Source organism: Micromonospora sp. LOL_014 (assembly GCF_048060245.1).
Classification (GTDB): domain Bacteria; phylum Actinomycetota; class Actinomycetes; order Mycobacteriales; family Micromonosporaceae; genus Micromonospora_E.
Genome location: NZ_JBHMIP010000016.1, coordinates 1 through 19,437, shown reverse-complemented (window position 1 = coordinate 19,437; position 19,437 = coordinate 1). Strand labels below are relative to the sequence as shown.

Annotated in this window: 21 protein-coding genes and 1 pseudogene; 11 read left to right on the top strand and 11 right to left on the bottom strand. The window is 69.1% G+C overall.

Features of this window, described 5'->3' with window-relative positions; genetic code table 11:
* Nucleotides 1–39 precede the first annotated feature (39 nt).
* Complete coding sequence (locus ACFHW1_RS15625; protein ID WP_416615664.1) at nt 40–1,911, top strand: S8 family peptidase; 1,872 nt, start codon at nt 40–42, stop codon at nt 1,909–1,911.
* Here the strand turns inward: ACFHW1_RS15625 and ACFHW1_RS15620 are convergent.
* Both ACFHW1_RS15620 and ACFHW1_RS15615 read right to left on the bottom strand, forming a co-directional pair.
* Complete coding sequence (locus ACFHW1_RS15620; protein ID WP_416615663.1) at nt 1,908–2,378, bottom strand: hypothetical protein; 471 nt, start codon at nt 2,376–2,378, stop codon at nt 1,908–1,910. The genes ACFHW1_RS15625 and ACFHW1_RS15620 overlap by 4 nt on opposite strands.
* Before the next feature lie 211 nt (nt 2,379–2,589).
* Nucleotides 2,590–4,413 (bottom strand): hypothetical protein, encoded by a 1,824-nt coding sequence (locus tag ACFHW1_RS15615; RefSeq protein WP_416557022.1) that lies wholly within the window; start codon nt 4,411–4,413, stop codon nt 2,590–2,592.
* Nucleotides 4,414–4,813: 400 nt separating this feature from the next.
* Here ACFHW1_RS15615 and ACFHW1_RS15610 point away from each other — a divergent pair, with 400 nt between their 5' ends.
* The 3 genes from ACFHW1_RS15610 (at nt 4,814) to ACFHW1_RS15600 (ending at nt 7,165) form a co-directional block, all read left to right on the top strand.
* On the top strand, nt 4,814–5,125 hold the full coding sequence (locus ACFHW1_RS15610; protein ID WP_416557023.1) for a hypothetical protein: 312 nt from the start codon (nt 4,814–4,816) through the stop codon (nt 5,123–5,125).
* Between the two features lie 145 nt (nt 5,126–5,270).
* Complete coding sequence (locus ACFHW1_RS15605) at nt 5,271–5,636, top strand: cellulose binding domain-containing protein (protein ID WP_416557024.1); 366 nt, start codon at nt 5,271–5,273, stop codon at nt 5,634–5,636.
* A 254-nt stretch (nt 5,637–5,890) separates the two neighbouring features.
* Nucleotides 5,891–7,165 (top strand): hypothetical protein, encoded by a 1,275-nt coding sequence (locus ACFHW1_RS15600; protein ID WP_416567730.1) that lies wholly within the window; start codon nt 5,891–5,893, stop codon nt 7,163–7,165.
* Here ACFHW1_RS15600 and ACFHW1_RS15595 read toward each other — a convergent pair.
* Nucleotides 7,128–7,352: a hypothetical protein gene (locus ACFHW1_RS15595; protein WP_416557026.1), complete on the bottom strand. Its 225-nt coding sequence runs from the start codon at nt 7,350–7,352 to the stop codon at nt 7,128–7,130. The genes ACFHW1_RS15600 and ACFHW1_RS15595 overlap by 38 nt on opposite strands.
* A 26-nt stretch (nt 7,353–7,378) precedes the next feature.
* Nucleotides 7,379–7,516: a hypothetical protein gene (locus ACFHW1_RS15590; RefSeq protein WP_416557027.1), complete on the bottom strand. Its 138-nt coding sequence runs from the start codon at nt 7,514–7,516 to the stop codon at nt 7,379–7,381.
* Between the two features lie 201 nt (nt 7,517–7,717).
* Between ACFHW1_RS15590 and ACFHW1_RS15585 the strand changes: the two genes are divergently transcribed.
* Entirely contained in the window at nt 7,718–9,556 is a 1,839-nt protein-coding gene (locus tag ACFHW1_RS15585) for a GNAT family N-acetyltransferase (protein WP_416557028.1), read from the top strand.
* A gap of 37 nt (nt 9,557–9,593) precedes the next feature.
* Here ACFHW1_RS15585 and ACFHW1_RS15580 read toward each other — a convergent pair whose 3' ends face one another.
* Together ACFHW1_RS15580 and ACFHW1_RS15575 are read right to left on the bottom strand one after the other, a co-directional pair.
* Nucleotides 9,594–10,907 carry a low temperature requirement protein A gene (locus ACFHW1_RS15580; RefSeq protein ID WP_416557029.1) on the bottom strand — a complete coding sequence of 438 codons (1,314 nt, stop codon included), beginning with the start codon at nt 10,905–10,907 and terminating at the stop codon, nt 9,594–9,596.
* Nucleotides 10,908–11,090: 183 nt separating this feature from the next.
* Nucleotides 11,091–11,969, bottom strand: coding sequence for a LysR family transcriptional regulator (locus ACFHW1_RS15575; protein WP_416567733.1), 879 nt, complete (start codon nt 11,967–11,969; stop codon nt 11,091–11,093).
* A 133-nt stretch (nt 11,970–12,102) separates the two neighbouring features.
* On the opposite strand from ACFHW1_RS15575, the gene ACFHW1_RS15570 reads away from it, so the two are divergent.
* Together ACFHW1_RS15570 and cas6 are read left to right on the top strand one after the other, a co-directional pair.
* The gene (locus tag ACFHW1_RS15570) at nt 12,103–12,966 is read left to right on the top strand and encodes an aldo/keto reductase (RefSeq protein ID WP_416557031.1); all 864 of its coding nucleotides are present in this window, start codon (nt 12,103–12,105) and stop codon (nt 12,964–12,966) included.
* A 319-nt stretch (nt 12,967–13,285) separates the two neighbouring features.
* Nucleotides 13,286–13,495, top strand: a complete 210-nt coding sequence (gene cas6 / locus ACFHW1_RS15565; protein WP_416589989.1) for a CRISPR system precrRNA processing endoribonuclease RAMP protein Cas6 — start codon at nt 13,286–13,288, stop codon at nt 13,493–13,495.
* A 3-nt stretch (nt 13,496–13,498) separates the two neighbouring features.
* Here the strand turns inward: cas6 and uppS are convergent, their stop codons facing one another.
* A complete protein-coding gene (gene uppS, locus ACFHW1_RS15560; RefSeq protein ID WP_416557034.1) occupies nt 13,499–14,275 on the bottom strand; it encodes a polyprenyl diphosphate synthase in 777 nt (258 codons plus the stop codon).
* A 244-nt stretch (nt 14,276–14,519) separates the two neighbouring features.
* On the opposite strand from uppS, the pseudogene ACFHW1_RS15555 reads away from it, so the two are divergent.
* Nucleotides 14,520–15,140, top strand: a pseudogene (locus ACFHW1_RS15555) (DUF6518 family protein).
* 118 nt (nt 15,141–15,258) lie between these two features.
* On the opposite strand, the gene ACFHW1_RS15550 reads toward ACFHW1_RS15555, so the two are convergent.
* Complete coding sequence (locus ACFHW1_RS15550; protein ID WP_416615662.1) at nt 15,259–15,534, bottom strand: hypothetical protein; 276 nt, start codon at nt 15,532–15,534, stop codon at nt 15,259–15,261.
* 323 nt (nt 15,535–15,857) lie between these two features.
* On the opposite strand from ACFHW1_RS15550, the gene ACFHW1_RS15545 reads away from it, so the two are divergent.
* Nucleotides 15,858–16,391 (top strand): DJ-1/PfpI family protein, encoded by a 534-nt coding sequence (locus ACFHW1_RS15545; RefSeq protein ID WP_416615661.1) that lies wholly within the window; start codon nt 15,858–15,860, stop codon nt 16,389–16,391.
* A gap of 45 nt (nt 16,392–16,436) precedes the next feature.
* On the opposite strand, the gene ACFHW1_RS15540 is transcribed toward ACFHW1_RS15545, so the two are convergent.
* The 3 genes from ACFHW1_RS15540 to ACFHW1_RS15530 all read right to left on the bottom strand — a co-directional run bounded on the left by ACFHW1_RS15540 (nt 16,437) and on the right by ACFHW1_RS15530 (nt 17,945).
* Entirely contained in the window at nt 16,437–16,988 is a 552-nt protein-coding gene (locus ACFHW1_RS15540) for a Uma2 family endonuclease (RefSeq protein ID WP_416589986.1), read from the bottom strand.
* Between the two features lie 78 nt (nt 16,989–17,066).
* Nucleotides 17,067–17,261: a DUF397 domain-containing protein gene (locus tag ACFHW1_RS15535; RefSeq protein ID WP_416567739.1), complete on the bottom strand. Its 195-nt coding sequence runs from the start codon at nt 17,259–17,261 to the stop codon at nt 17,067–17,069.
* A gap of 30 nt (nt 17,262–17,291) precedes the next feature.
* Nucleotides 17,292–17,945: a DUF5753 domain-containing protein gene (locus ACFHW1_RS15530; protein WP_416557082.1), complete on the bottom strand. Its 654-nt coding sequence runs from the start codon at nt 17,943–17,945 to the stop codon at nt 17,292–17,294.
* 419 nt (nt 17,946–18,364) lie between these two features.
* On the opposite strand from ACFHW1_RS15530, the gene ACFHW1_RS15525 reads away from it, so the two are divergent.
* Together ACFHW1_RS15525 and ACFHW1_RS15520 are read left to right on the top strand one after the other, a co-directional pair.
* Nucleotides 18,365–18,901 (top strand): hypothetical protein, encoded by a 537-nt coding sequence (locus ACFHW1_RS15525; protein WP_416615660.1) that lies wholly within the window; start codon nt 18,365–18,367, stop codon nt 18,899–18,901.
* Between the two features lie 71 nt (nt 18,902–18,972).
* Nucleotides 18,973–19,437: Crp/Fnr family transcriptional regulator (locus ACFHW1_RS15520; RefSeq protein ID WP_416615659.1), on the top strand; the 465-nt coding region annotated here is incomplete at its 3' end.

The window sequence follows — 19,437 nt, the reverse complement described above, 5'->3', positions numbered from 1 at the left end:
TCACAAACAGGTCGGCCGTGCATCGAAAGGAGGCGGGAGATGACACTCTCCCGGCCACCCCGGCGCCGCTGGCGCCTCGGGCTTACCACCATCGCAGTAGCGACCGCCGCGCTGGCGTTCGCCGCGCCGGCCAACGCCGAACCAGCGGAAGGCCAGATCCTCTACGCGGGCGGTGAGAACACCGTCGCAGGCTCGTACGTCGTAGTCTTCGACGAGAGCAAAGTGGACAGCGTCGGGGTCGGGCGTACCGCACGCACTCTCGCCGCAAAGCACGACGGCGCGGTGGCCCGCACCTACTCGACCGCGCTGCGCGGCTTCGAGGCCCGGCTGACCGAGAAGGCCGCCAAGCGCCTCGCCGCCCACCCGGCGGTCGACTACGTCCAGCAGAACCGCACCGTCACCCTCGCCGCCACCCAGACCCCCACCCCGTCCTGGGGCCTGGACCGCATCGACCAGACCGCGTTGCCGCTCGACGACAGCTACACCTACCCGAACTCCGGATCCGGTGTCACCGCGTACATCATCGACACCGGCATCCGGTTCGCCCACAACGACTTCGGCGGGCGGGCCGTCACCGGCTTCGACGCGGTCGACGGCGGCAGCGCCGACGACGGCAACGGGCACGGCACCCACGTCGCCGGCACGGTCGGCGGCACCGCGTACGGGGTGGCCAAGGATGTCACCCTGGTGGGGGTCCGGGTGCTGAACAACAGCGGCGGCGGCACCTACGCCGGGGTCATCGCCGGCATCGACTGGGTCACCGCCGACCACGCCGCGGGCGAACCGGCGGTGGCCAACATGAGCCTCGGCGGCGGCTTCGACCAGGGAGTCAACGACGCGGTCACCCGCTCCATCGCCGACGGCGTTGTCTACTCGCTCGCCGCCGGCAACAGCAACGCAAACGCCTGCAACTACTCGCCGGCCGCCACCCCCGACGCCATCACCGTCGGCGCCACCACCAGCACGGATGCCCGGGCCAGCTACTCCAACTGGGGCACCTGCCTGGACATTTTCGCCCCGGGCAGCAGCATCACCTCGGCCTGGCACACCACCAACAGCGCCACCAACACGATCAGTGGCACCTCGATGGCCGCCCCGCACGTCGCCGGGGCGGCAGCGCTGGCATTGGCGGCCAACCCCGGCTATACCCCGCAGCAGATCCGTGACCTGCTGGTCGACGACGCCACCAGCAACGCAGTCAGCAACCCGGGCAGCGGATCACCGAACAAGTTGCTGTACATCGGCGACGTCGAGCCGCCCACCCAGGACTTCACCCTCGCGGTCACCCCGACCAGTGGTGCGGTCGACCCGGGCGATTCGGTGACCGCGACGGTCAGCACCACCACCGTGATCGGAGCCCCGCACACCGTCACCCTCGGTGTCACCGGGCTGCCGAGCGGTGCGACCGCCATCTTCAGCCCGCCGTCGGTCACCTCCGGCGGGTCGGCGACGCTGACCATCGCCACCACCACCGGGGTCGGCACCGGCGTCTTTCCGCTGACCGTGGTGGGCACCGGGCCGGAGACGGCGCAGTCGGCGCCGTTCACCCTCACCGTAAACAGCCCGCCCGGCTGCTCGCAGACCAACTCGACCGACGTCGCGATCAACGACAACAGTACGGTGGAGAGTTCGATCACCATCACCGGCTGCCCTGGCAACGCCAGCTTGACCAGCACCATCGAGGTGAACATCTTCCACACCTGGATCGGTGACCTGACCGTGTCGCTGATCGCCCCGGACGGCAGCATCAACGTGCTGCACAGCCGGTCGGGCGGCAGCACCGACAACATCTTCCAGACCTACACCCGGGACCTGTCCGGTGAGGTGGCCAACGGAGTCTGGAAGCTGCGGGTGCAGGACTCGGCCAGCCTGGACACCGGCTACCTGGACAGCTGGACGCTGAACCTCTAGCCGAAACGGCGACGGACCGACCGGGACCCGGTCGGTCCGTCGCCGTCGCTGTTGCGCCTCGCGTCGCTGGTCAGCCGCCGAGCTCGTCGGCGAGGTCTTGCAGGTCCTGCATCGTCTCGGCGAAGTCCGCCGTCTCGTCGGCCGGCGGGGCCTCGACGGTGACCGCCCTGCCGTAGTCGGTAGTTCATCGTGATGTCGTTCTTCGTGCCCATGACGAGCTTCACCCGACGTGGCTGGTACTGCTCGTCAACCCACACATCGACGGCGACCACGGTGATCTCGCCGTCCTCGGGGTCGATTTGGGTCAGCTCGGCGGCCGGTGAGTCGCCGAAGCTGATGACGCCGCTGACGTCGACCGGATCGCTGCTGGGCCAGGTCCGCTCGCAACGCCACGGCGTCCAGAGCTCGTTGTCGACCATGGTGCCGGCCACGGTGGTGCCGGCGAGTGTGCGTCGGGTGCTGACCATTCTGCCTCCATCGGTACGGCGGCCGGACCGCCAAAGCCTAGGGCGATGCATTGGCGCACTCCACTTTCGCCGTCGGTTGTTCCGCGATCCGCGCACCTCGACTGCCAGCGCATGAGCGGTATGAGCGAACAGTCAATTAGGCCACCGACAGTGGGCACGCACCGCCCGAGGTAGAGCGGTGCGTGCCCACTGAGGAGTGAGTCGATCGTGGTCAGGAAGCAGCCGGGGTCAGTTTGATCAACTCCCAGCCGCCCTCCGGCACGTCGTCGGTCGGATCGGTCCGTAGATTCATCGGGTTCGCCATGCCCAGGTACAACGTCGATCCGTCGGCCACCATCGTGCGGATGCCGTAGTTGAGGTAGTTGCCGGCCAGTCCCTGCGTGTCGACCGCCGTTGCCGGCCGCAGCGTCGAGCCGAACATCCACAGGTCGCCGCCGTACCGCTGCGGGTCGATGGTGATCGGGTCGGGCCCGGCGGTCGACGCGGTGGCCGCCGCCGGATAGCCCATCCCGGCCGCGGTCTGCGGCAGCAGGTCCTTGGCGAGGTAGCTCCAGTCCATCGTCCCGACGAACAGCCGGCCACCGGACACCGCCATCGTCCAGGTGTAGTTGTTGTAGATGTTGCCGAAGCCCATGTGGCCGTACCGGGGCCGGTAGCCGGTCAGCGCCCACCGCCAGGCACCGGCGCCGTCGTTGGCGTCGGCGTCGTACGCCGGCAGCACCGCCTCGCCGTACAACAGATCGACCCGCTGCGTCGCGGTGCCGAACCGCTTGCCCCGGAAGATGCTCACTGCCCGCTGCGACCGCTCCAGCGTCGTGCGGGCCGCCAGCTCGTCCACCGGCGGGTACGCCTCGGCCACCATCGCGGTCGACTTCATCGGCACATGCATCGTGCCCCAGTAGAGATATCCACGGTACGAGGCCAGCGCGCCGAGTCCGTACGAGCCGGCGATCACCGGATCCGGCTCGTAGGACGCGGCACTCCACACCTGCGTCCACCCGGCGGTGTCGTCCGGGGTCAGACCGGGCTCGGCGGCGGCCAGCGGAGGACTCATCCACACCCCGGCGATGCCCGGGTCTGGCTCGTCGGTGACACCGATGCGGCCGGACCGTCCGCTCTCGGCCGTACGCGCGCCGGCCGACCCGCTGCCAGCGGCCGACCAGGTGCTGACGAAGACCCGGCCGCCGTGCAACTCCAGGTCGGCGACCTGCGCCGGCAACTGCCCGACCTCGACGAAGTTGAACGGGTCGGTACGGTCACCCGCCCAGCGCAGGATGTGCCCGCCGTCGCGACCGTTGGGGCCGACACCGACCCCGGCGTACAGCACGCCGTCGGCGACCAGGAAGTTGCGGATGTTGCCGTACTGGGTGAAGTTGGCCGAGCCGAGATAGTCGCCGGTCACCGTGTCAAAAGCGAACATGCTCACCGTGGCCCCGAGCGCCGGCCCGGCCAGCAGCACCACGCCCTGATGGGTACCGCCGGCCCGAAGACCCAGTGTGCGGCGCAGCCGGGACAGATCGTCGGGCGACGCGGAGGTGATGTCACTGGTCTTCTCGGTCAACGTGCCGGAGGCCAGGTCGTAGACGTACGCCCGGGGCTGCCGGTGGTCACCGACGCTGACCGGCATGATCGGATTTTCCTTGGCGACCTGGCTCTCGGCGAACTCGCACACGTAGTCGTCGGTCATCCGGGGATTCGGCAGGGAGAGCGTCGCCCCGGTAACGATGCAGTTGACGTTCGACCCGGTGCCGAACCACAGCCGGTCGTGCGCCTGGGTGAGTGACCACACGTACGCCTGGTTGACCTTGGCCTGGCCGGACTCGCACGCCGGGCCGGCCGGGTAGGGCAGGCCGATACCGGCGAAGCACTCGTCCGGGGTGGCCTTGGCGAGCAGTTGCGTGTCGAACGCCGATCCGCTGGGCGAGGGTAGCGGCCTGGCGGTGGCCGGTGACTGGGCGACCGCCAGAGCGGCGGGCAGAGCTATGAGGACGGCGGCGGACAGCAGGCGCCGTCGTGATGTCTGAAGCCAGCGCATTGATTCCCTTTCGGTCAGTGCGACCAGGTCCGGTGCCGAAGGGCGAGGCCCGGGGTGGACGCTGCGCTGACAGTAAGCTAGATCGATTACCGGTCCATGTCCGACCTCCGAGTGGATTCGTTGTCGCAGGTGGCCGGCGCACGGCTCAGGCGCGTCACGCCGGGCTCAGCCGCAGGCGGCGCCGTTGAGGGTGAACCCGCTGGGCGCGCGGCGGCGTCGTACAGCGTGGGGTCGCTGTAGGCGCGGTTGAACCTCAGCGACTCACCGACCATCAGCTCGGTGTCCCGGACGGCGGCACCGTGGTCGCGGATGGAGTGCGCATTTCTCGACGTCGGGTGACACGACGGTCCGGACGATCGACAGACCGAGCTGCCCCTGGCCCATGCCGACGAGCGTCTGGGTGTCGCTGGTCGTCCATTGGTCGCCGCCGCTGCTGAAGATCGGGGTGGCGGCACCGAACCCGTCGATCGTCTGGTGCGACGAGCCGGTGTTGACGGTGATGTCGGCGTCGCGGCCATCGACGGTGGGCGGTCAGGACGCCCGCAGCGGTCACTGCGGCGAGTGCTGCCGCCGCGCCGGTTTTGCCCGCGGCTCGGACTTTCAGCACTGCCGCTGCCGCCCACTAGCCATAGACGCCCATCGTTCAAACGCGCTGTTTGGTGGGCAGTCGACTCCCGACGGGCTTTCGGTGCCCTACGGAATACGTGGATGAAACTCGCATATATCCTACGGTGACCCGGTCTGTCATGCGATTCGCGCATCGCTTTATGCCGCAAGAAGTGGCATTGAAATGCGGCTATGTAAGGTCGTAGGGTCATGTCACTTGGCAGAACTAGTGGATGGTGGTGGTGGTCTCAATGCGGAAGCTGCTCGGCTTCGTTGCGGCACTGGCAATCGGTGTTTACGCGACATTGTTCTTCGCGCCGTCGGCGCAGGCGACGACGGCAACATTTACCCAGACAAGTTCCTGGTCGTCCGGTTATGTCGCCGAGATCGTGGTCACGAACGACTTCACCGTGCCGATCACCGGTTGGGAGGTGGCGTTCACGCTGCCGGCCGGGTCGACCATCTCCAGTGCGTGGAGTACCCAGGTGGCGACGACCACTCCGCATTACACGCTGATCAACACAAGCTGGAACGGATCCCTTGCGCCGGGGCAGTCCGTCGCCATCGGGTTCGTGGTGACCGGCACCGGCTTGCCGACCATCCTCTGGCCGCTGTAGCGTCCGCACTCCGGCGTCGGAGCGCCTGCGGCGTTTCTGGCCGCAGCCGGTCCGACCGGGCATCCGGTCGGACCGGTGTGATCTCGCCCATCTTCCGCCCCGTCAGCGGCGGAAGATCCGGCCGGGGGCTTGCGTACGCCGATCCAGTGGTTACGGTCGGCTGACCGTACCGGTGGAAAAGCGGCGAGGTGACCTTGTCTGAGGTAGAGCGGAATCGGCCGACAGTGGCGCAACGCGCCCGCCGTACCGTGTTTGTGGCACGTTTCGCGAGGTGGCTGGCGGGTCCGGCCGGCACCGGGTTCATCGGCGTCTTCTTCACCGTCGGCACCGCCGCGTTCAGCGCGGCCGGCGGGATCGCGCCTGACCTGGCCGCCGAGGGCCGGTCGCAGGGGCGGGACCGGGTCTGGTGGCTGGTCGTCTTCCTCTGTCTGGGGGTGGCGGCGGTCGCCGGTGGCGCGGCGCTGTGGTGGTGGCGCAACCGGCTGCGGGAGACCCGGGGCATCGCGTACGTCGTCAATGAGACGGCCGCCGAGTGGACCCCGGAGCAGAAGGAAGGCTTCCTGAGCGAGGTACGGGACCAGTTCGCGGTGTTCCGGCCGGTGCCGCCGCTGCGCAGCTTCGACCGGACGGCGGTGTGGCCGCACGGTGAGGAGGCGACCCGCTGGGGCCGTGACATGGACGCCGTGGTCCGGCACTTCCAGGTCGCCAACCACGACCCGGACGGCCGGGACGCCGCCTTGGACCGGTCGCTGTTCGTGTGGGCACCGTGGCCAGTGGCGGTCGCCTTCGGACAGCGGACGACGGCGTTCAGCCGGGGACGGGCGGTGCGGGTCCGCCAGCGGGACAGCTTCGGCCGGCAGGGGCCGGTGCGGGCACGACCGCTGCAGGACGACGGACATTCGTTCCAGCAGCAGATCGAGCGCCCCGGCGACGGGCTGTTCGGCGAGTTGAACGTGCGACGTCACCAGGTGCGGCTGCAGATCAGCCGCAACGGTCAGCCGGACCCGGCGGCCGGGCAGGAGCCGGTGCCCGATATCGCGCCGGGGACCGCACTGGTGTCGGTGCCGGAGGTGCTGCTGCTGGTGCTGCGAACCAACCACAACCGGTTCGGGCTGCTGCCGAGCCTGCCAGTGGACGTCACCGACCGGGCCGCCCACGACGACGCGGCGGCAGGCAGCCGCGAACCGGTCGTCTTCGAGCTGCACGACGCGGTCGGGCTGGGACTGCCGGCGATGGTGTCGACGGAGCTACGGGAGTGGCGTTACCTGCCGCCGCCCGGCGAGACCCAGCACCGGTGGGCGGACTATCCGGCGATCGTCGCCGCGGCGGCCCAGTGGGTGGCGGATCAGGCCGCCGCCGCTCCGGAGGCGATCGTCCTGCTCGGCGCGCAACTGCCGCAGGAGATCTCGGTCGGGCTCGGCATCTGGTCGGCCCGGCAGTACCGCTGGCCGCGGCATGTGTGGCCGATCTACTTCCAGCTCGGTGCGCAGTTCACGATCCCGCACCTCGATCTGGGCCGCCCCACCTGACACCGGGTACCGACCGGTCCTTGCCGGTCGGTTGTCGCTCGTCGGGCCAGCGGCGGAACCCGGTGCAGTCCTCGGTCACCACGATGCGGAACGCGACGGTCTGGGTGGGACTGTCGTTCGACCCCGGGTAGTTGGGATACGTCGCCACCGATGACCCGGCGGGCAAGTGGTTGGTGCCCGTTGCCAACTGCGGCCAACCGCCGACGAGCCTGATCAGGACGAGACTGCGCTGCCCGACGGTCGGCCGGGTGTGCCGCTTGTGGCTGCGGCCGGTAGGCCACCGTACGTCACCGATGCCAGCGCGGCGGCCAGGCCGAGCGCGTACGCCGTCGCGCGGTGCTTGGATTCCATGGCTGGTTTCCTCGGGTCAGCGGCCGGCTGCACGCCGATCGCATCCCCCGACCGGATGGATCAGGTGATCGTGACGGCCGGGCTGTAGTGGCCCTTCAAGCCATGGCGGCCACCGATCTGTGTCAACGGTCGGCCGGGGTATCCCCTTGGACACGCCCCGGTAGACGGCAGCGGAGATATCTCTGACTATAGTCAGAGATTGTGAGCTTGGAATCTCGGATCCAGACCATCCGCGCGTTCAACCGCGACGTCACCGAACGACTCGGCGTGCTGGAGGACCGCTACCTGGCACGCGACCGACCGCTCAGCCTCGATCGTCTGCTGTGGGAGATCGGCACCGACGGCATCGAGGTCCGTGAGCTGCGCAGCCGCCTCGGACTCGACTCCGGTTACACCAGCCGGCAGCTGCGCGCACTCGAGCAGGAAGGACTGGTCGTCGTTTCCCCTTCGGAACACGACAGCCGGGTCCGCCGGGCCACCCTCACCCCGTCGGGGATGGCGGAGCTGGCGGTGCTGGATCAGCTCTCCGACGAACTCGTCGGGACGATCCTGGCGCCACTGACCGAACACCAACGCGACGAGCTCGCTACCGCGACCGAGACCGTACGCCGCCTGTTCGCCGCGTCCACGGTCGCTATCGCCGCCGCCGACCCGGCATCGGAACCGGCGCGGTGGGCGGTCGACGCGTACCGCCGTACGCTCGACGACCGTTTCGACGGCGGGTTCCGGCCTGAGCGGACCCGGCCGACCACCGATGATGTCCTACGTCCACCCTCCGGGCTGTTCCTGCTCGCCACGTTCAGGAGTCGACCCGTCGGATGCGTCGGCGTCACCCGGGTGGCCGACGCGACTGCGGAGATTCGCCGGCTCTGGGTGTCGTCCGAACTGCGCGGTCTGGGGATCGGGCGACGGCTCCTCGCCGCGGCCGAGGACGCCGCCGTGACGCTCGGAGCGGGCGTCGCCCGACTGGAAACCAACCGGACCCTCACCGAGGCGATCGGCCTGTACCGGGCCGCCGGGTACGACGAGGTGGCCCCGTTCAACGATGAGCCGTACGCGCACCACTGGTTCGCCAAATCGCTGACCGGTGAGTCGTCGACCGGCGAGCCGCTGCCTGGTGGCGGTGCCGGTGCCCCGCTCGGCCGGGTCGGGTTTCTCGGCCTTGGCATCATGGGGCTGCCCATGGCCCGCCGGCTCGCCCGCAGCGGTGTCGGGCTGACCGTGTGGAGCCGTACCCCGAAGTCCGACGACGAACTCGCGGTCGCCGGCGCCCGCACCGCTGCGAACGTCCCGGAGGTGTTCGCGCAGTGCGACACGGTGATCGTGATGCTGCGCAACGCGGCCGCCGTGGATCAGGTCCTCCGTGACGTCCCCGGCGGCATCGCCCACCTCGTCGCCGGACGCACGATCGTCAACATGGGAACCCTTTCCCCCGAGTACTCCAAGGCACTGGCCGACGAGGTCGAAAGCGCTGGCGGACACTACGTCGAAGCCCCGGTCTCCGGCTCCCGCCGCCCGGCGGAGGACGGCAAACTGGTCGCGATGGTGGCGGGCCGCCCCGACGTCGTCCGGCGCACCGTCGCGCTGCTCGACCCGATGTGCGCGCAGGTCACCGTCTGCGGACCGGTGCCGTCCGGACTCACGATGAAGCTCGCCGCCAACGTCTTCCTGATCGCCCTCGTGACCGGTCTCGCCGAGGCGTTCCACTTCGCCGACCGGCACGGTCTCGATCGGGAGTTGCTGCGTGGCATCCTCGATGCCGGTCAGATGTCCTCGCCGATCTCCCGGGTCAAGACCGCGAAGCTGGTCGCCGACGACCTCTCCGCGCAGGCGGCCATCGCCGACGTGCAGATGAACGCCGAGCTCATCGTCGACGCGGCCGCCGTGGCTGGGGCAGGCGTCCCGCTCAGCGAGCTGTGCCGGGCGCTCTACGCCGACGCGGTCGGCCGTGGCGACGGAGCCATCGACATGGTCGGCGTCATCCGGACCATCGCCGCCGGACGGCAGATCGCCGTCAGTTCCGTGGCCGGTGGGGAATAGCGACCCGTGGCGCACACCGCAGGTGCCGCCACGGCCGTCACCCGTGGCGGCGTCGCCACCCGCTCTCCTCACGTTCCAGGGCCTGCTGCTCGGCGAGCCGGTGTTCGCGCAGCTGGCGCCGCCAGGCCCCGGACCGCCGGCTGTCGGCGGTGATCCCGGCGACGGTGATCGCGGTGAGCAGCAGCAGCGCCGCGAACGCCGGGACCCGGTGGACCACCGGCAGCAGCGCGGCGAGCAGCAGGACGGGGACGGCCAGACTGGCGGCGACGCTGCGGACGGTCCGCAGCTGGAAGGCCGACAACGCCACCAGGTAGAGCAGGACCCCGCCGTAGAGCGCGCGCAGGTGGATCGGCTCGAGCGGGGCGTCGTGGTCGGTCGACGACGCCCCGGCGAGGAAGGCCAGCGTCTGCTTCAACCCGAGGGACAGCAGGATGATGCCGAACAACATGGGCAGGTGCAGCAGGGTGTACGCGTCGCGGGCGAGCCGGTCGCGGCGTACCCCATGGGTGTGGTGCAGCACCTGCTCGGCGGCGTACGACCGGGTGTCGAAGTAGGCCCACCACAGGGCGCAGATCAGGGCGATGCCGAGCAGCGTCGCGGTGATCACCGGGACGGTGCCCGGCGCCCCGATCGAGGCGCCGGAGCCGAGCCCGAGCGACAGCAGCGCCTCACCGAACCCGATGAGGACGATCTGCGCATGCCGTTCCGTCCAGTGTCCGGCGGAGACCACGGCGAATGGTTCGAGGCGGACGGTGGTCAGGTACGCGACACCGACGCCGAGCATCCAGAGCAGAAGGAGCGTGACGGTGCCCTCGCCGGGCCACCCCAACAGCGGTACCACCGCGGCGGCGAACAGCAGCGCGGTGCTGGCGGCCAGCAGCGGTGTGTCCCTCCACCAGGTGCCCAGCAGTTCGGGGTGCCTCCTCGCGGCGCCGCGCAGCGCCGCGGCTTCCAGCAACCAGATCAGCAGGTAGCAGGTGGGGAAGATGAACTCGCCGGGAATGATTTGTGGAACGCCGGGCTGTGCCTGCGGCGGTTCGTCGCCGATGCCGGGCAGCGTCGCCACCGCGATGAAGACGATCGCCATGATGGTGAAGCCGTGGATCGGCATCATTCCCCAGTCGGCCCGGAGATTGTTTCCCAGCAGGGCGAACCGGGACCAGACCAGCCAGAGCACCGACAGGAGCAGAAAGATCGCCACCAGTCCGAACGGTTCGAGATCCTCGACCGAGGCAGTGGTCACGTGGATGAAGGCGAACACGAAGACCAGGTCGTAGAACAATTCGAGGCGAGAGACCTTCATGCCTGGTGCGGCGGGCATGGCCGGGGATGTCGGTTTTGTGGCTTCCACGACCGACAGTATGCGACGGTGGCTGTGGCTTGCGACGGTGGCTGTGGCTTCCGAGCCCGGAACGTCGGTGCGTGAAGTCGAGGGAACCGCCGTTGTCGTCAAACCGGCTCCGAGACAACCATGTGGGTTCCCTCGATCGGGTGGCGTGCTCGATCGGGTGGCGTGGCGGACGACCACCCCGGGTCAGGATCGGGGGCGGAGGCCGTCGATGGACAGCAGTGCGGTCGCGGCGGTGCTCGGGTGTCGGCCGCTCGCGGTGGCCACCGCGACGTTCCAGTGCGGCGGGTCGGTGATCGGCACGAAGCGCGCGGCGGTCTGCTTGGTGGTGAAGAACTGCGGTACGACGGCGACGCCCAGCCCGTGACTGACCAGGTCGAGCAGCCAGTGCACGTCGTTGACCTCGAAGGCGACCCGCCGGTCGACGCCGGCGGCGACCATTGCCTGGTCGACGACGTCCCGGCTGATCCAGCCGGGGGAGAAGTCGACGAAGGTCCCGCCGGACAGCTCACCCAGGTCGACCTCGGCGCAATCGCCCAGCGGATGCTCCGGCCCGCAGGCCAGCACCATCGGCTCGGCCCGGATCGGGGCCAGCGTGACGCCGGTCGGCGCGCTGGCCGGCGTCGACACGAACGCCAGGTCGAGGTCGCCGGTGCGGACCCGTTCGACCAGGTCCGGTGACCCGCCCTGGCGGAGTCGGATCTCGACGCCGGGGTGGGCGGCGTGGAACCGGGCCAGTGCCGCCGGCAGGTCGACAGCGCCCAGACACTGCAGGGTGCCGACCGCCAGGTTGCCGCGCAGCAGCCCCCGAACCTCGGCCACCGCGTCCTTGGCAGCGGCGACGTTGGCCAGGGCGTGCCGGGCCTGGGTGAGCAGCGCCCGGCCCTCGTTGGTCAGCTCGACGCTGCGGGTGTTGCGGACGAACAGGCTGGCCCTCAGTTCACGCTCCAGCGAGCGGATGGAGGCCGACAGGCCGGACTGCGCGACGTGCATCCGCTCGGCGGCCCGGGTGAAGTGCCGCTCCTCGGCGACCGCCACGAAGTACTCGAGCTGACGCAGCTCCACGATTCATCACCTAAACTGATCGCCGAGATCGGATCCTTCTGTTGGACAGCTTAACCGCAGGGTAAGAGGGTGGAACCCGGGGCGCGTGGGGTACGACAACCGCGCCCACGGACCATCCCGCAGAGGAGACCTCATGCACACCCGTCACATCGGTGACGTCGCCGTCGGGGCGATCGGCCTCGGCGGCATGCCGATGTCCATCGAGGGCCGGCCTGACGAGCAGCGGTCGATCGCCACGATCCACGCCGCGCTGGACGCCGGTGTCACCCTGATCGACACCGCCGACGCCTATCACCTGTACGCCGACGACGTCGGCCACAACGAGTCGCTGATCGCCCGCGCCGTGGCGACCTTCGGCGGTGACACATCCGACGTGCTGATCGCCACGAAGGGCGGCCACCTGCGGCCCGGCGACGGCTCGTGGACCAAGAACGGCTCGCCCGAGTACCTGAAGAGCGCCTGCGAGGCGTCGCTGAAACGGCTCGGCGTCGAAGCGATCGGCCTCTACCAGTTCCACCGGCCCGACCCCACCGTGCCGTACGCGGACTCGATCGGCGCCATCCGGGACCTGCTCGATGCCGGGAAGATCCGGCTCGCCGGCATCTCCAACGCCGACCCGGAGCAGATCCGGCTCGCCAACGACATCCTCGGCGGCCGGCTGGTCAGCGTACAGAATCAGTTCTCCCCGGCCTTCCGCTCCAGCGAGCCGGAGCTGACGCTCTGCGCCGAGTTGGGCATCGCGTTCCTGCCGTGGAGCCCGCTCGGCGGCATCGCCAGCGCCGCCGACCTGGGGTCGCGGTTCGCGGCGTTCGCGCAGGTCGCGAAGGAGTACGGGGTCAGCCCGCAGCAGGTCTGCCTGGCCTGGCTGCTGGCGAAGGCGCCGGTCGTGGTCCCGATCCCTGGGGCGTCGCGTCCGGAGACGATCCGTGACTCGGCGGCCGCCGCCGACCTCGAACTGTCCGCCGAGCACCTGGCCCGCCTCGACCCACCCGCCTGACCGACCAACCCGCCACACCATGCGCAGGATCAAGTGAAGGCCAGGTACCTATCAACCGCCGGTTGAGGTATCTGGCCTTCACTTGATCCTGTCTCGACCCCCGCCCTCAGCTGCGGGCCGGGGCGGCGACGGGGGCGGTGATCCGGTTCGGTGGTCAGGTCGGCGCGCTCGTTACCGGGGCGCGGCAGGTGGCCGGGCTGCGTGCGGTGTGGCGGGCGAACGCCCCGGCCGGGCTGCCGGAGCTGGTGCTTCCGCTCCCGGGTGTCGGTGGGCCGGGCATCGGCGGGCCGGGGAGCGGCCGGACCGGGACACGCTGTGGGTGAGCGACATCGACGGCGCCAGCGACGTGGTCAAGGTCAACGGGCGTACGGTGTCGGGCTTCCTGGGTCGCATCCGCTACGTCTGCGACGGGCCGACCGCCCTGGTCGGGGCGGTGGACCGGCTGATGCGGCTGGCACCGTACAGCGGGGTCGGTGTGCAGCGCGGCTGCGGCTTCGGCCTGGTCCGCCTGGAGCCGACCTGGCGGTAGCGGTCAGGGTTTCCGCTTGCGGGCGGCGTACGAGCGCAGCGCCCGCAGCAGGTCGATCTTGCGGAAGCCAGGCCAGTAGACGTCGCAGAAGTGCAGCTCGGAGTGAGCGGCCTGCCACAGCAGGAAGCCGGACACCCGTCGTTCTCCGCTGGTGCGGATGACGAGATCCGGGTCCGGTTGCCCACTGGTGTACAGGTGGGCGGCGATCTGGTCGGCGGTCAGTCGCTGCGCGATGTCGTCCAGCGTCGCCCCGCACCGTGCCTGGTCGTCCAACAGCGACCGTACGGCGTTGACGATCTCCTCCCGGCCGTCGTAGCCGATGGCCACGGTCAAGTGGTGGCCGGTCTCCCGCTGCCGGGTCGCCTCCTCGGCGAGCTTCAGCGCGTGCCGGGTCGAGTCGGGCAGCACCTCAAGCCGACCGGCCAGGTGCAGCTGCCAGATGTTGCCGTCGCGGGTCAGCCGATCCGTGACGACGGTTTCGATCATGCCCATCAGGTTGTCGACCTCGTCGGAGGCGCGTTTGCGGACGTTGTCGACGGAGGCGACGAACACCGTGACGTGCCGGATGCCGATCTCGGCACACCAGCTCAGCACCTCGTCGAGGTGTTCGGCACCGTGCCGGTGGCCGACCTTGGGGTCGTCGAAGCCCATCTGCCGGGCCCATCGCCGGTTGCCGTCCATCACCATGGCGAGGTGGCGGGGCAGCTCGCCGGCGGTGAGCTGGGCGCGCAGCCGGCGGGCGTACAGCCGGTGTCCGGCGTCGAGCAGAGGTCGCATCATCGCCTGATCTCACCACGCTTGCTCGCCCGGACACAGCAGCGCAGGTCGGTCTGCTAACTCGGCCAACGACCGGGTAACGGCGGGTGGTGACAGCGGCAGGAGACGGGGTGCGGGCCGGTGGGGCTGTCGGCGGGTGTCCGCAGCTGGGCGTTGCGTGGCGACGTCGGAGTGGGCAGGTGGCGGTGCGGCGGGTGCCCGCTGCAGGAGGAGCGCCCGTGCTTGCGGCACGGTATGGTCCGGCAGCATGTATCCGGACAATCGGCGCGTCGCGCTCGTCGCGGTGCTCGGCGGCTTCCTGTTGGGCTTCGTCGACTTCGTATGGATCAAGTTCATGCCTTGGTGGCCGCTTGCCGACCTGGGGAACTCGTCTGCGGTGTGGGCGGTCGCCGCGTTCTTCTTCGGCTACTGGGTCCGTACCGGGTGGCTGCGGGCTGCTGCCGGTGCTGCCGCCTGACTGGTGATCGCCGTACCCGCCTACTACGTTGCGGCGGCGCTGATCCAGGGCGACGACTGGTGGCTGCTGTGGGCGCCGACATCTCTGCTCTGGATGGCCTTCGGGGCCCTCGCCGGAGTGGTCTTCGGTGTCGGCGGTGTCTGGGCACGCGGATCGGGCTGGCGGCAGACCATCGGTACAGCCCTGCCGGGAGCGGTGTGCTGTACCGAGGCGGCGTTGGAGGCGGCCCGGATCGGTGACCCCAGCTACGGCAGCGAGCAGATCCCGCATGTCGTGGTTCGGGCGGTGCTCGGCGTACTGGTGATCGTCCTGGCTGGTCGGACCACCCGCAGCCGGATCCTCAGCCTCGCCACGGCGTTGCCGTTGGCGCTGCTCGGCCTCGGGGCGTTCCTGGCGGCCGGCTTCCGCTGAAGTCGCGGTGCTTGGGGTGGTGCGGCAGGTGAGTGTCGTGGCGCTGGCTGGCGGCAAGCCGCGATGGCTGCTCCGCCGCGCTGGTCGGAGGGCCCTATCCGAGCTGCAGGAATAGGTGTTACTGGTTGAGACAGGCAATTTCGTCGGCCCAGGCCAGCAAATGATTGCACAGCGTGACGATCTCGTCGGGGCTCAACCGGTACGGGTCGAACGCCGAATCTGGGAAGCGGCGCACTGCACGGAGCGCTTCCGCGAAGACCTGCCGATCGAAGCCTGGGTCGTGATCGCGCAGCATCTCGCTGCCAGAGTAGCGTCCGTCCCGTAACACGCCATATACGTCGATGTAGTCACGTACCTCGGCGCGTCCGAAGAGCGCACACAGCTTGTTCGCCACCGCATCTGCGGGTGAAGGACCGGACCGATCGCGAGCTGGACTGGCGGATATGTGCGCCAGTCGATTCCCCGCTCGACAGTGCTGGTACTTGCGGTCTCGACGTCGGCTACCGAGCCGGGCAAAGGACGGGCCCTCCCGCTCGGCGGTCACGTCAAGGTCATCAGCGCGCAGCGCCGCCGCTACGGCGGCAACCGCAGCTGGGAAGTCTGAGGCCGCAGGCATCGTGGTGAACAGGTCTACGTCTTTGGACATGCGGTCGACGAAGCCGTGAGCTTGTACGGCGTACCCGCCGGCCAGGCAGTACCCGAATCGTCCCAAAGGAAGTGTTCTCGCTGGCCGGCTGGTACAGCGAGCGAGAGATCGACGTCAACTACATGGTGCACGGTCGGCCACGCCTGGTCACCGCAGCGTTCGGCACCGAGGTACGGGTCAAGCGCGGTTGGCAGCCCGAGGCGGCCGACGTGATCATCGTGCCCGGTGGCGGGCGACCCGGCGAGCCCGGTATTTGGGCGGAGATCGAAAACGGGGCGCTGCCCAGCGCGCTGGCGGCGGCTCCCCGGTCGAGGCTCATCATGTCGTCGTTGTGTACCGGCGCGGTGCTCCTCGCCGTGGCCGGCCTGGTTGACGGCCGCCCCTGCACCACGCACACCGTCGCGAAGCAGCAGCTGACCTCGCGCGGCGGCATCGTCAAGAACGCCCGCGTGGTCGACGACGGCGACCTCGTCACCGCCGCCGGAATCACTTCCGGCCTGGACCTGGGGCTGCACCTGGTGAAGCGCCTGCTGGGTGCGGACGTCGCCATCCGGGTAGAGGGAGCCCTCGAATTCCAGGCACGGGGCACCGTCTGGACCCAGTGAACCAATCCGAACCTGGCCACCGCCATAGCTCGGCCGGCCGGGTGTCTACTCGTCGAGCGGTGCGGCCGTGTCGAGGGTGAACTGAAACGGTTGATCGGTGGTCAACACGTCGTCCTTGGTCGCGGTCAGGTGCTCGACGTAGTGCTCGTTGTCGAGCCGGAAGAGCCGGAGTGTCACCGCCGACGGATTCGGCAACTCTGGCTCAACCAGCAGATACCACGAGATTCGGGCGGCGGCGTACAACTGCAGCTTGAGCAGTCGATCGGTGGCGGCGTTGCTCGGAGACGTGATCTCGCAGATGAGCAGGACCTCAGCCGCGTCGGTAATGGATCCCTCGCTGTCAGTGTCTGCGACGACGAGGTCCGGAATCACGATCCGATCGGTACGCAATCTGACGTTGATCGCCTCGTACGCCTTAAGGCCGGCAGACCGGGCCGCCGGATACAGCGCGGACATCAGCAGGAAGGAAAGCTGCTGGTGACGCTTGCTCGGTGCGGAGCTGGTCCACAAGCAGCCGTCGAGCAGCTCTGTCCGGTCGGGCGTCCTGCCCAGTGCAGAGTAGCTCGCTTCGTCCCAGGTGCGGTCGGGGTCAAGCACGTTTACGCGTCACCAGCGTCAGGAGGATGACGGTCCCCCACCCCGGGAAGGGGTGGGGGACAGGGCGGTCGGTAGCGGTCAGTGGGGGAGGGTGCCGGTTTGTAGGGCGGTGGTGAAGGTGCCCCAGTGGCGGGTGGTGAAGGTGAGGGTGGGGCCGGTGCGGTCCTTGCTGTCGCGTACCTCGGCGTGGCCGGCGTGCCGGCGGGCCTCGACGCACTCGCCGCCGTTGCCACCGCTGCGGCTGGAGGTGAACCAGGGGGTGTCGGGCTTCATCGCAGGTGCTCCTCGATCGGGACCGACTGCTCACGGATCAGCCGGAAAATTCGACGGTGCCGCATGCGCACCCGCCGACCAGGGTAGGATGCGGATCTCCACCCGTACCCGTCGACCCAGCCCGGCCAGGTGGGCGCGCTGCTCGGCCATCACCGCCGGTCCGCCGACCTCGCGGGCCAGCGCACCCGCACCGAGGACCGCGACGATCCGGGCCGGCTGCTCGCGGTCGTAGTAGGAGATCTGCCGGTCCAGCCGCAGCGACACCTGACCTTCGATCTTCTGCTCGGTCGCCTGCGGGTCGGCGGCGCGGAAGACCGCACGCATGTAGTCCGGCGTCTGCAGCAGGCCGTGGATCAGCTCCGGGTTGTAGTTGTGGATCTCGGTGGCGGCGGCTTCGAGGCCGACGTACAGGCGGAACCAATCTGGTACGGCGTCGCCGTGCGACTCCCACCACCCGTGATCATCACTGGCGGCGGCGAGCCGGGTCAGCGCGTCCGTCGTCTCCGGGTCGGCACCGTAGAACCAGCACAGACCGCGAACGGTGTTCATCTTGACCGGAAACTTGCCGTTCTCGATGCGCCACAACGTCGTACGCGAACAGACCTTCGCCCGCTCCACCTCCTGCTCGGTGCGGGCCGCCTCCTCCCGCAGTCGGCGCAGCCGTCGCCCCAGCTGGCGGCGCACCACAGTCGGTCAAGAACCGGGGTCAGCCGGGCCAGGACCGCCCGTTCACTTGTCCCCTGCGGGAGGACGGCGAGTTCCCCGTCTCCACCCTGCTGGATCTGCCAACTGGCGCGATCGAAGCCCACCTCGCTGCACGCAGCAGCCATGACCTCCTGAAAGGTCAGCTGCGCGCGGTACTGCAGGACGTTGTCTCGACGGCTGTAGGACTCCATGTCCACGGCGACCAGGACACGTCGGTCTGGATCCTTGATAAGGCATGCTCTCCATCTCCTACTGGGCGACAAACCGTTCGATGCTCATCTCTACAGAACGGCGGCGATGGGGATCCCATAAAAGGATGGAATCAGCGCGACAGTCGAATGGGCGACAAGTGGTGCTCCGACACTGTGGCTCCCGCCGGTCTCACGTTCACTCGATGTATGGAGCGGATGAAGAGGGCGAGCAGCGGCGTCGGCCCGGACGCGTGGCGCGATCTGCAAGTTAGTTTGACCATAGTGGCCTCACTGCAGACATCGATCAAACACGCTGACGCGAAGGCACTGGCCCTGCTGTCGATCGAAGGTGCCATCGCGGCGACGGTCGCCGACCAGGCACTGCCGACGATGCTCGACGGCGCCCCTGCGGTCGTGGCGATCTCGGTCTGCCTCGCGGCCGGCATGCTCGGCGCCATGGTGGTCGCCACCTGCCGGCTTGCGATGGCGTTCCAACCGCGCATTACCGGTGTGGGAGGTGCCAACCGGTTCGGGTTTCCGGACCTCGTTTCGGCTGGCGGGCGCCCGTCGGCCGCCTGCGTACAACAACATCGAGACGAGGCATGGGACCTCGCAGCCGTCCTCGCCCGTATCGCCCTGACCAAGTACCTCTTGATCAAGAACTGTATGCCCTGGTTTCTGGTGGCGGTCGGCTTTGCCGGCAGCTTGCTGGTCGTCACCGGTGTGGCAGGAACCTCGTCTTGAGTCGCGCTTCGGACAGTAGCGAACTTGAAGCTGAACGTGAATGATGGCTCTCGGGCCGCGAGGAGGTGCAGATGGAGAAGAACGCCCCGTCGCCGCCGGGGACCCTCCTGGCCCGGCTGCAACCGTCGACGCGCGTACGCCTCCTGTCGGTCGGGGTACGGCGCTCCGTCAAGGAAGCGCAGGTCATTCTCCGGGAGGGTGCTGAAGAGTCCTATGTGATCCTGCTGGAGGACGCACTGGTCAAGGTCACCGCTGGATTGACCGACGGTCGGCACGCCCTGCTGTCGATCCGTGTCTCCGGCGACATCATCGGCGAGATATCCGCATTGAACGAGACACCGAGGACGGCGACGGCTACCGCCTGCCGCCCGTCGGTGATCCGCGTCATCCACCGAAACGAGTTCATGGCATTCCTCCGTGACAACCCCGACGCTGCCCTCACCGTGGCCGGCATAATCGCGGACCGTCTCCGCTGCAGGGCTATTGCAAAGTCGGGTGACCCCTGGTCACGGCAGGGTTTCCCGTGGTTACGGCGT

Bases quoted from the DNA above. Each gene is read 5' to 3' on its own strand.
- uppS (WP_416557034.1), bottom strand. From the start codon at position 14,275: ATGATGCGACCTCTGCTCGACGCCGGACACCGGCTGTACGCCCGCCGG.
- ACFHW1_RS15615 (WP_416557022.1), bottom strand. From the start codon at position 4,413: ATGCGCTGGCTTCAGACATCACGACGGCGCCTGCTGTCCGCCGCCGTC.
- ACFHW1_RS15525 (WP_416615660.1), top strand. From the start codon at position 18,365: ATGGAGCGGATGAAGAGGGCGAGCAGCGGCGTCGGCCCGGACGCGTGG.
- ACFHW1_RS15620 (WP_416615663.1), bottom strand. From the start codon at position 2,378: ATGGTCAGCACCCGACGCACACTCGCCGGCACCACCGTGGCCGGCACC.
- ACFHW1_RS15590 (WP_416557027.1), bottom strand. From the start codon at position 7,516: ATGGAATCCAAGCACCGCGCGACGGCGTACGCGCTCGGCCTGGCCGCC.
- ACFHW1_RS15625 (WP_416615664.1), top strand. From the start codon at position 40: ATGACACTCTCCCGGCCACCCCGGCGCCGCTGGCGCCTCGGGCTTACC.
- ACFHW1_RS15535 (WP_416567739.1), bottom strand. From the start codon at position 17,261: ATGAAGCCCGACACCCCCTGGTTCACCTCCAGCCGCAGCGGTGGCAAC.
- ACFHW1_RS15570 (WP_416557031.1), top strand. From the start codon at position 12,103: ATGCACACCCGTCACATCGGTGACGTCGCCGTCGGGGCGATCGGCCTC.
- ACFHW1_RS15605 (WP_416557024.1), top strand. From the start codon at position 5,271: ATGCGGAAGCTGCTCGGCTTCGTTGCGGCACTGGCAATCGGTGTTTAC.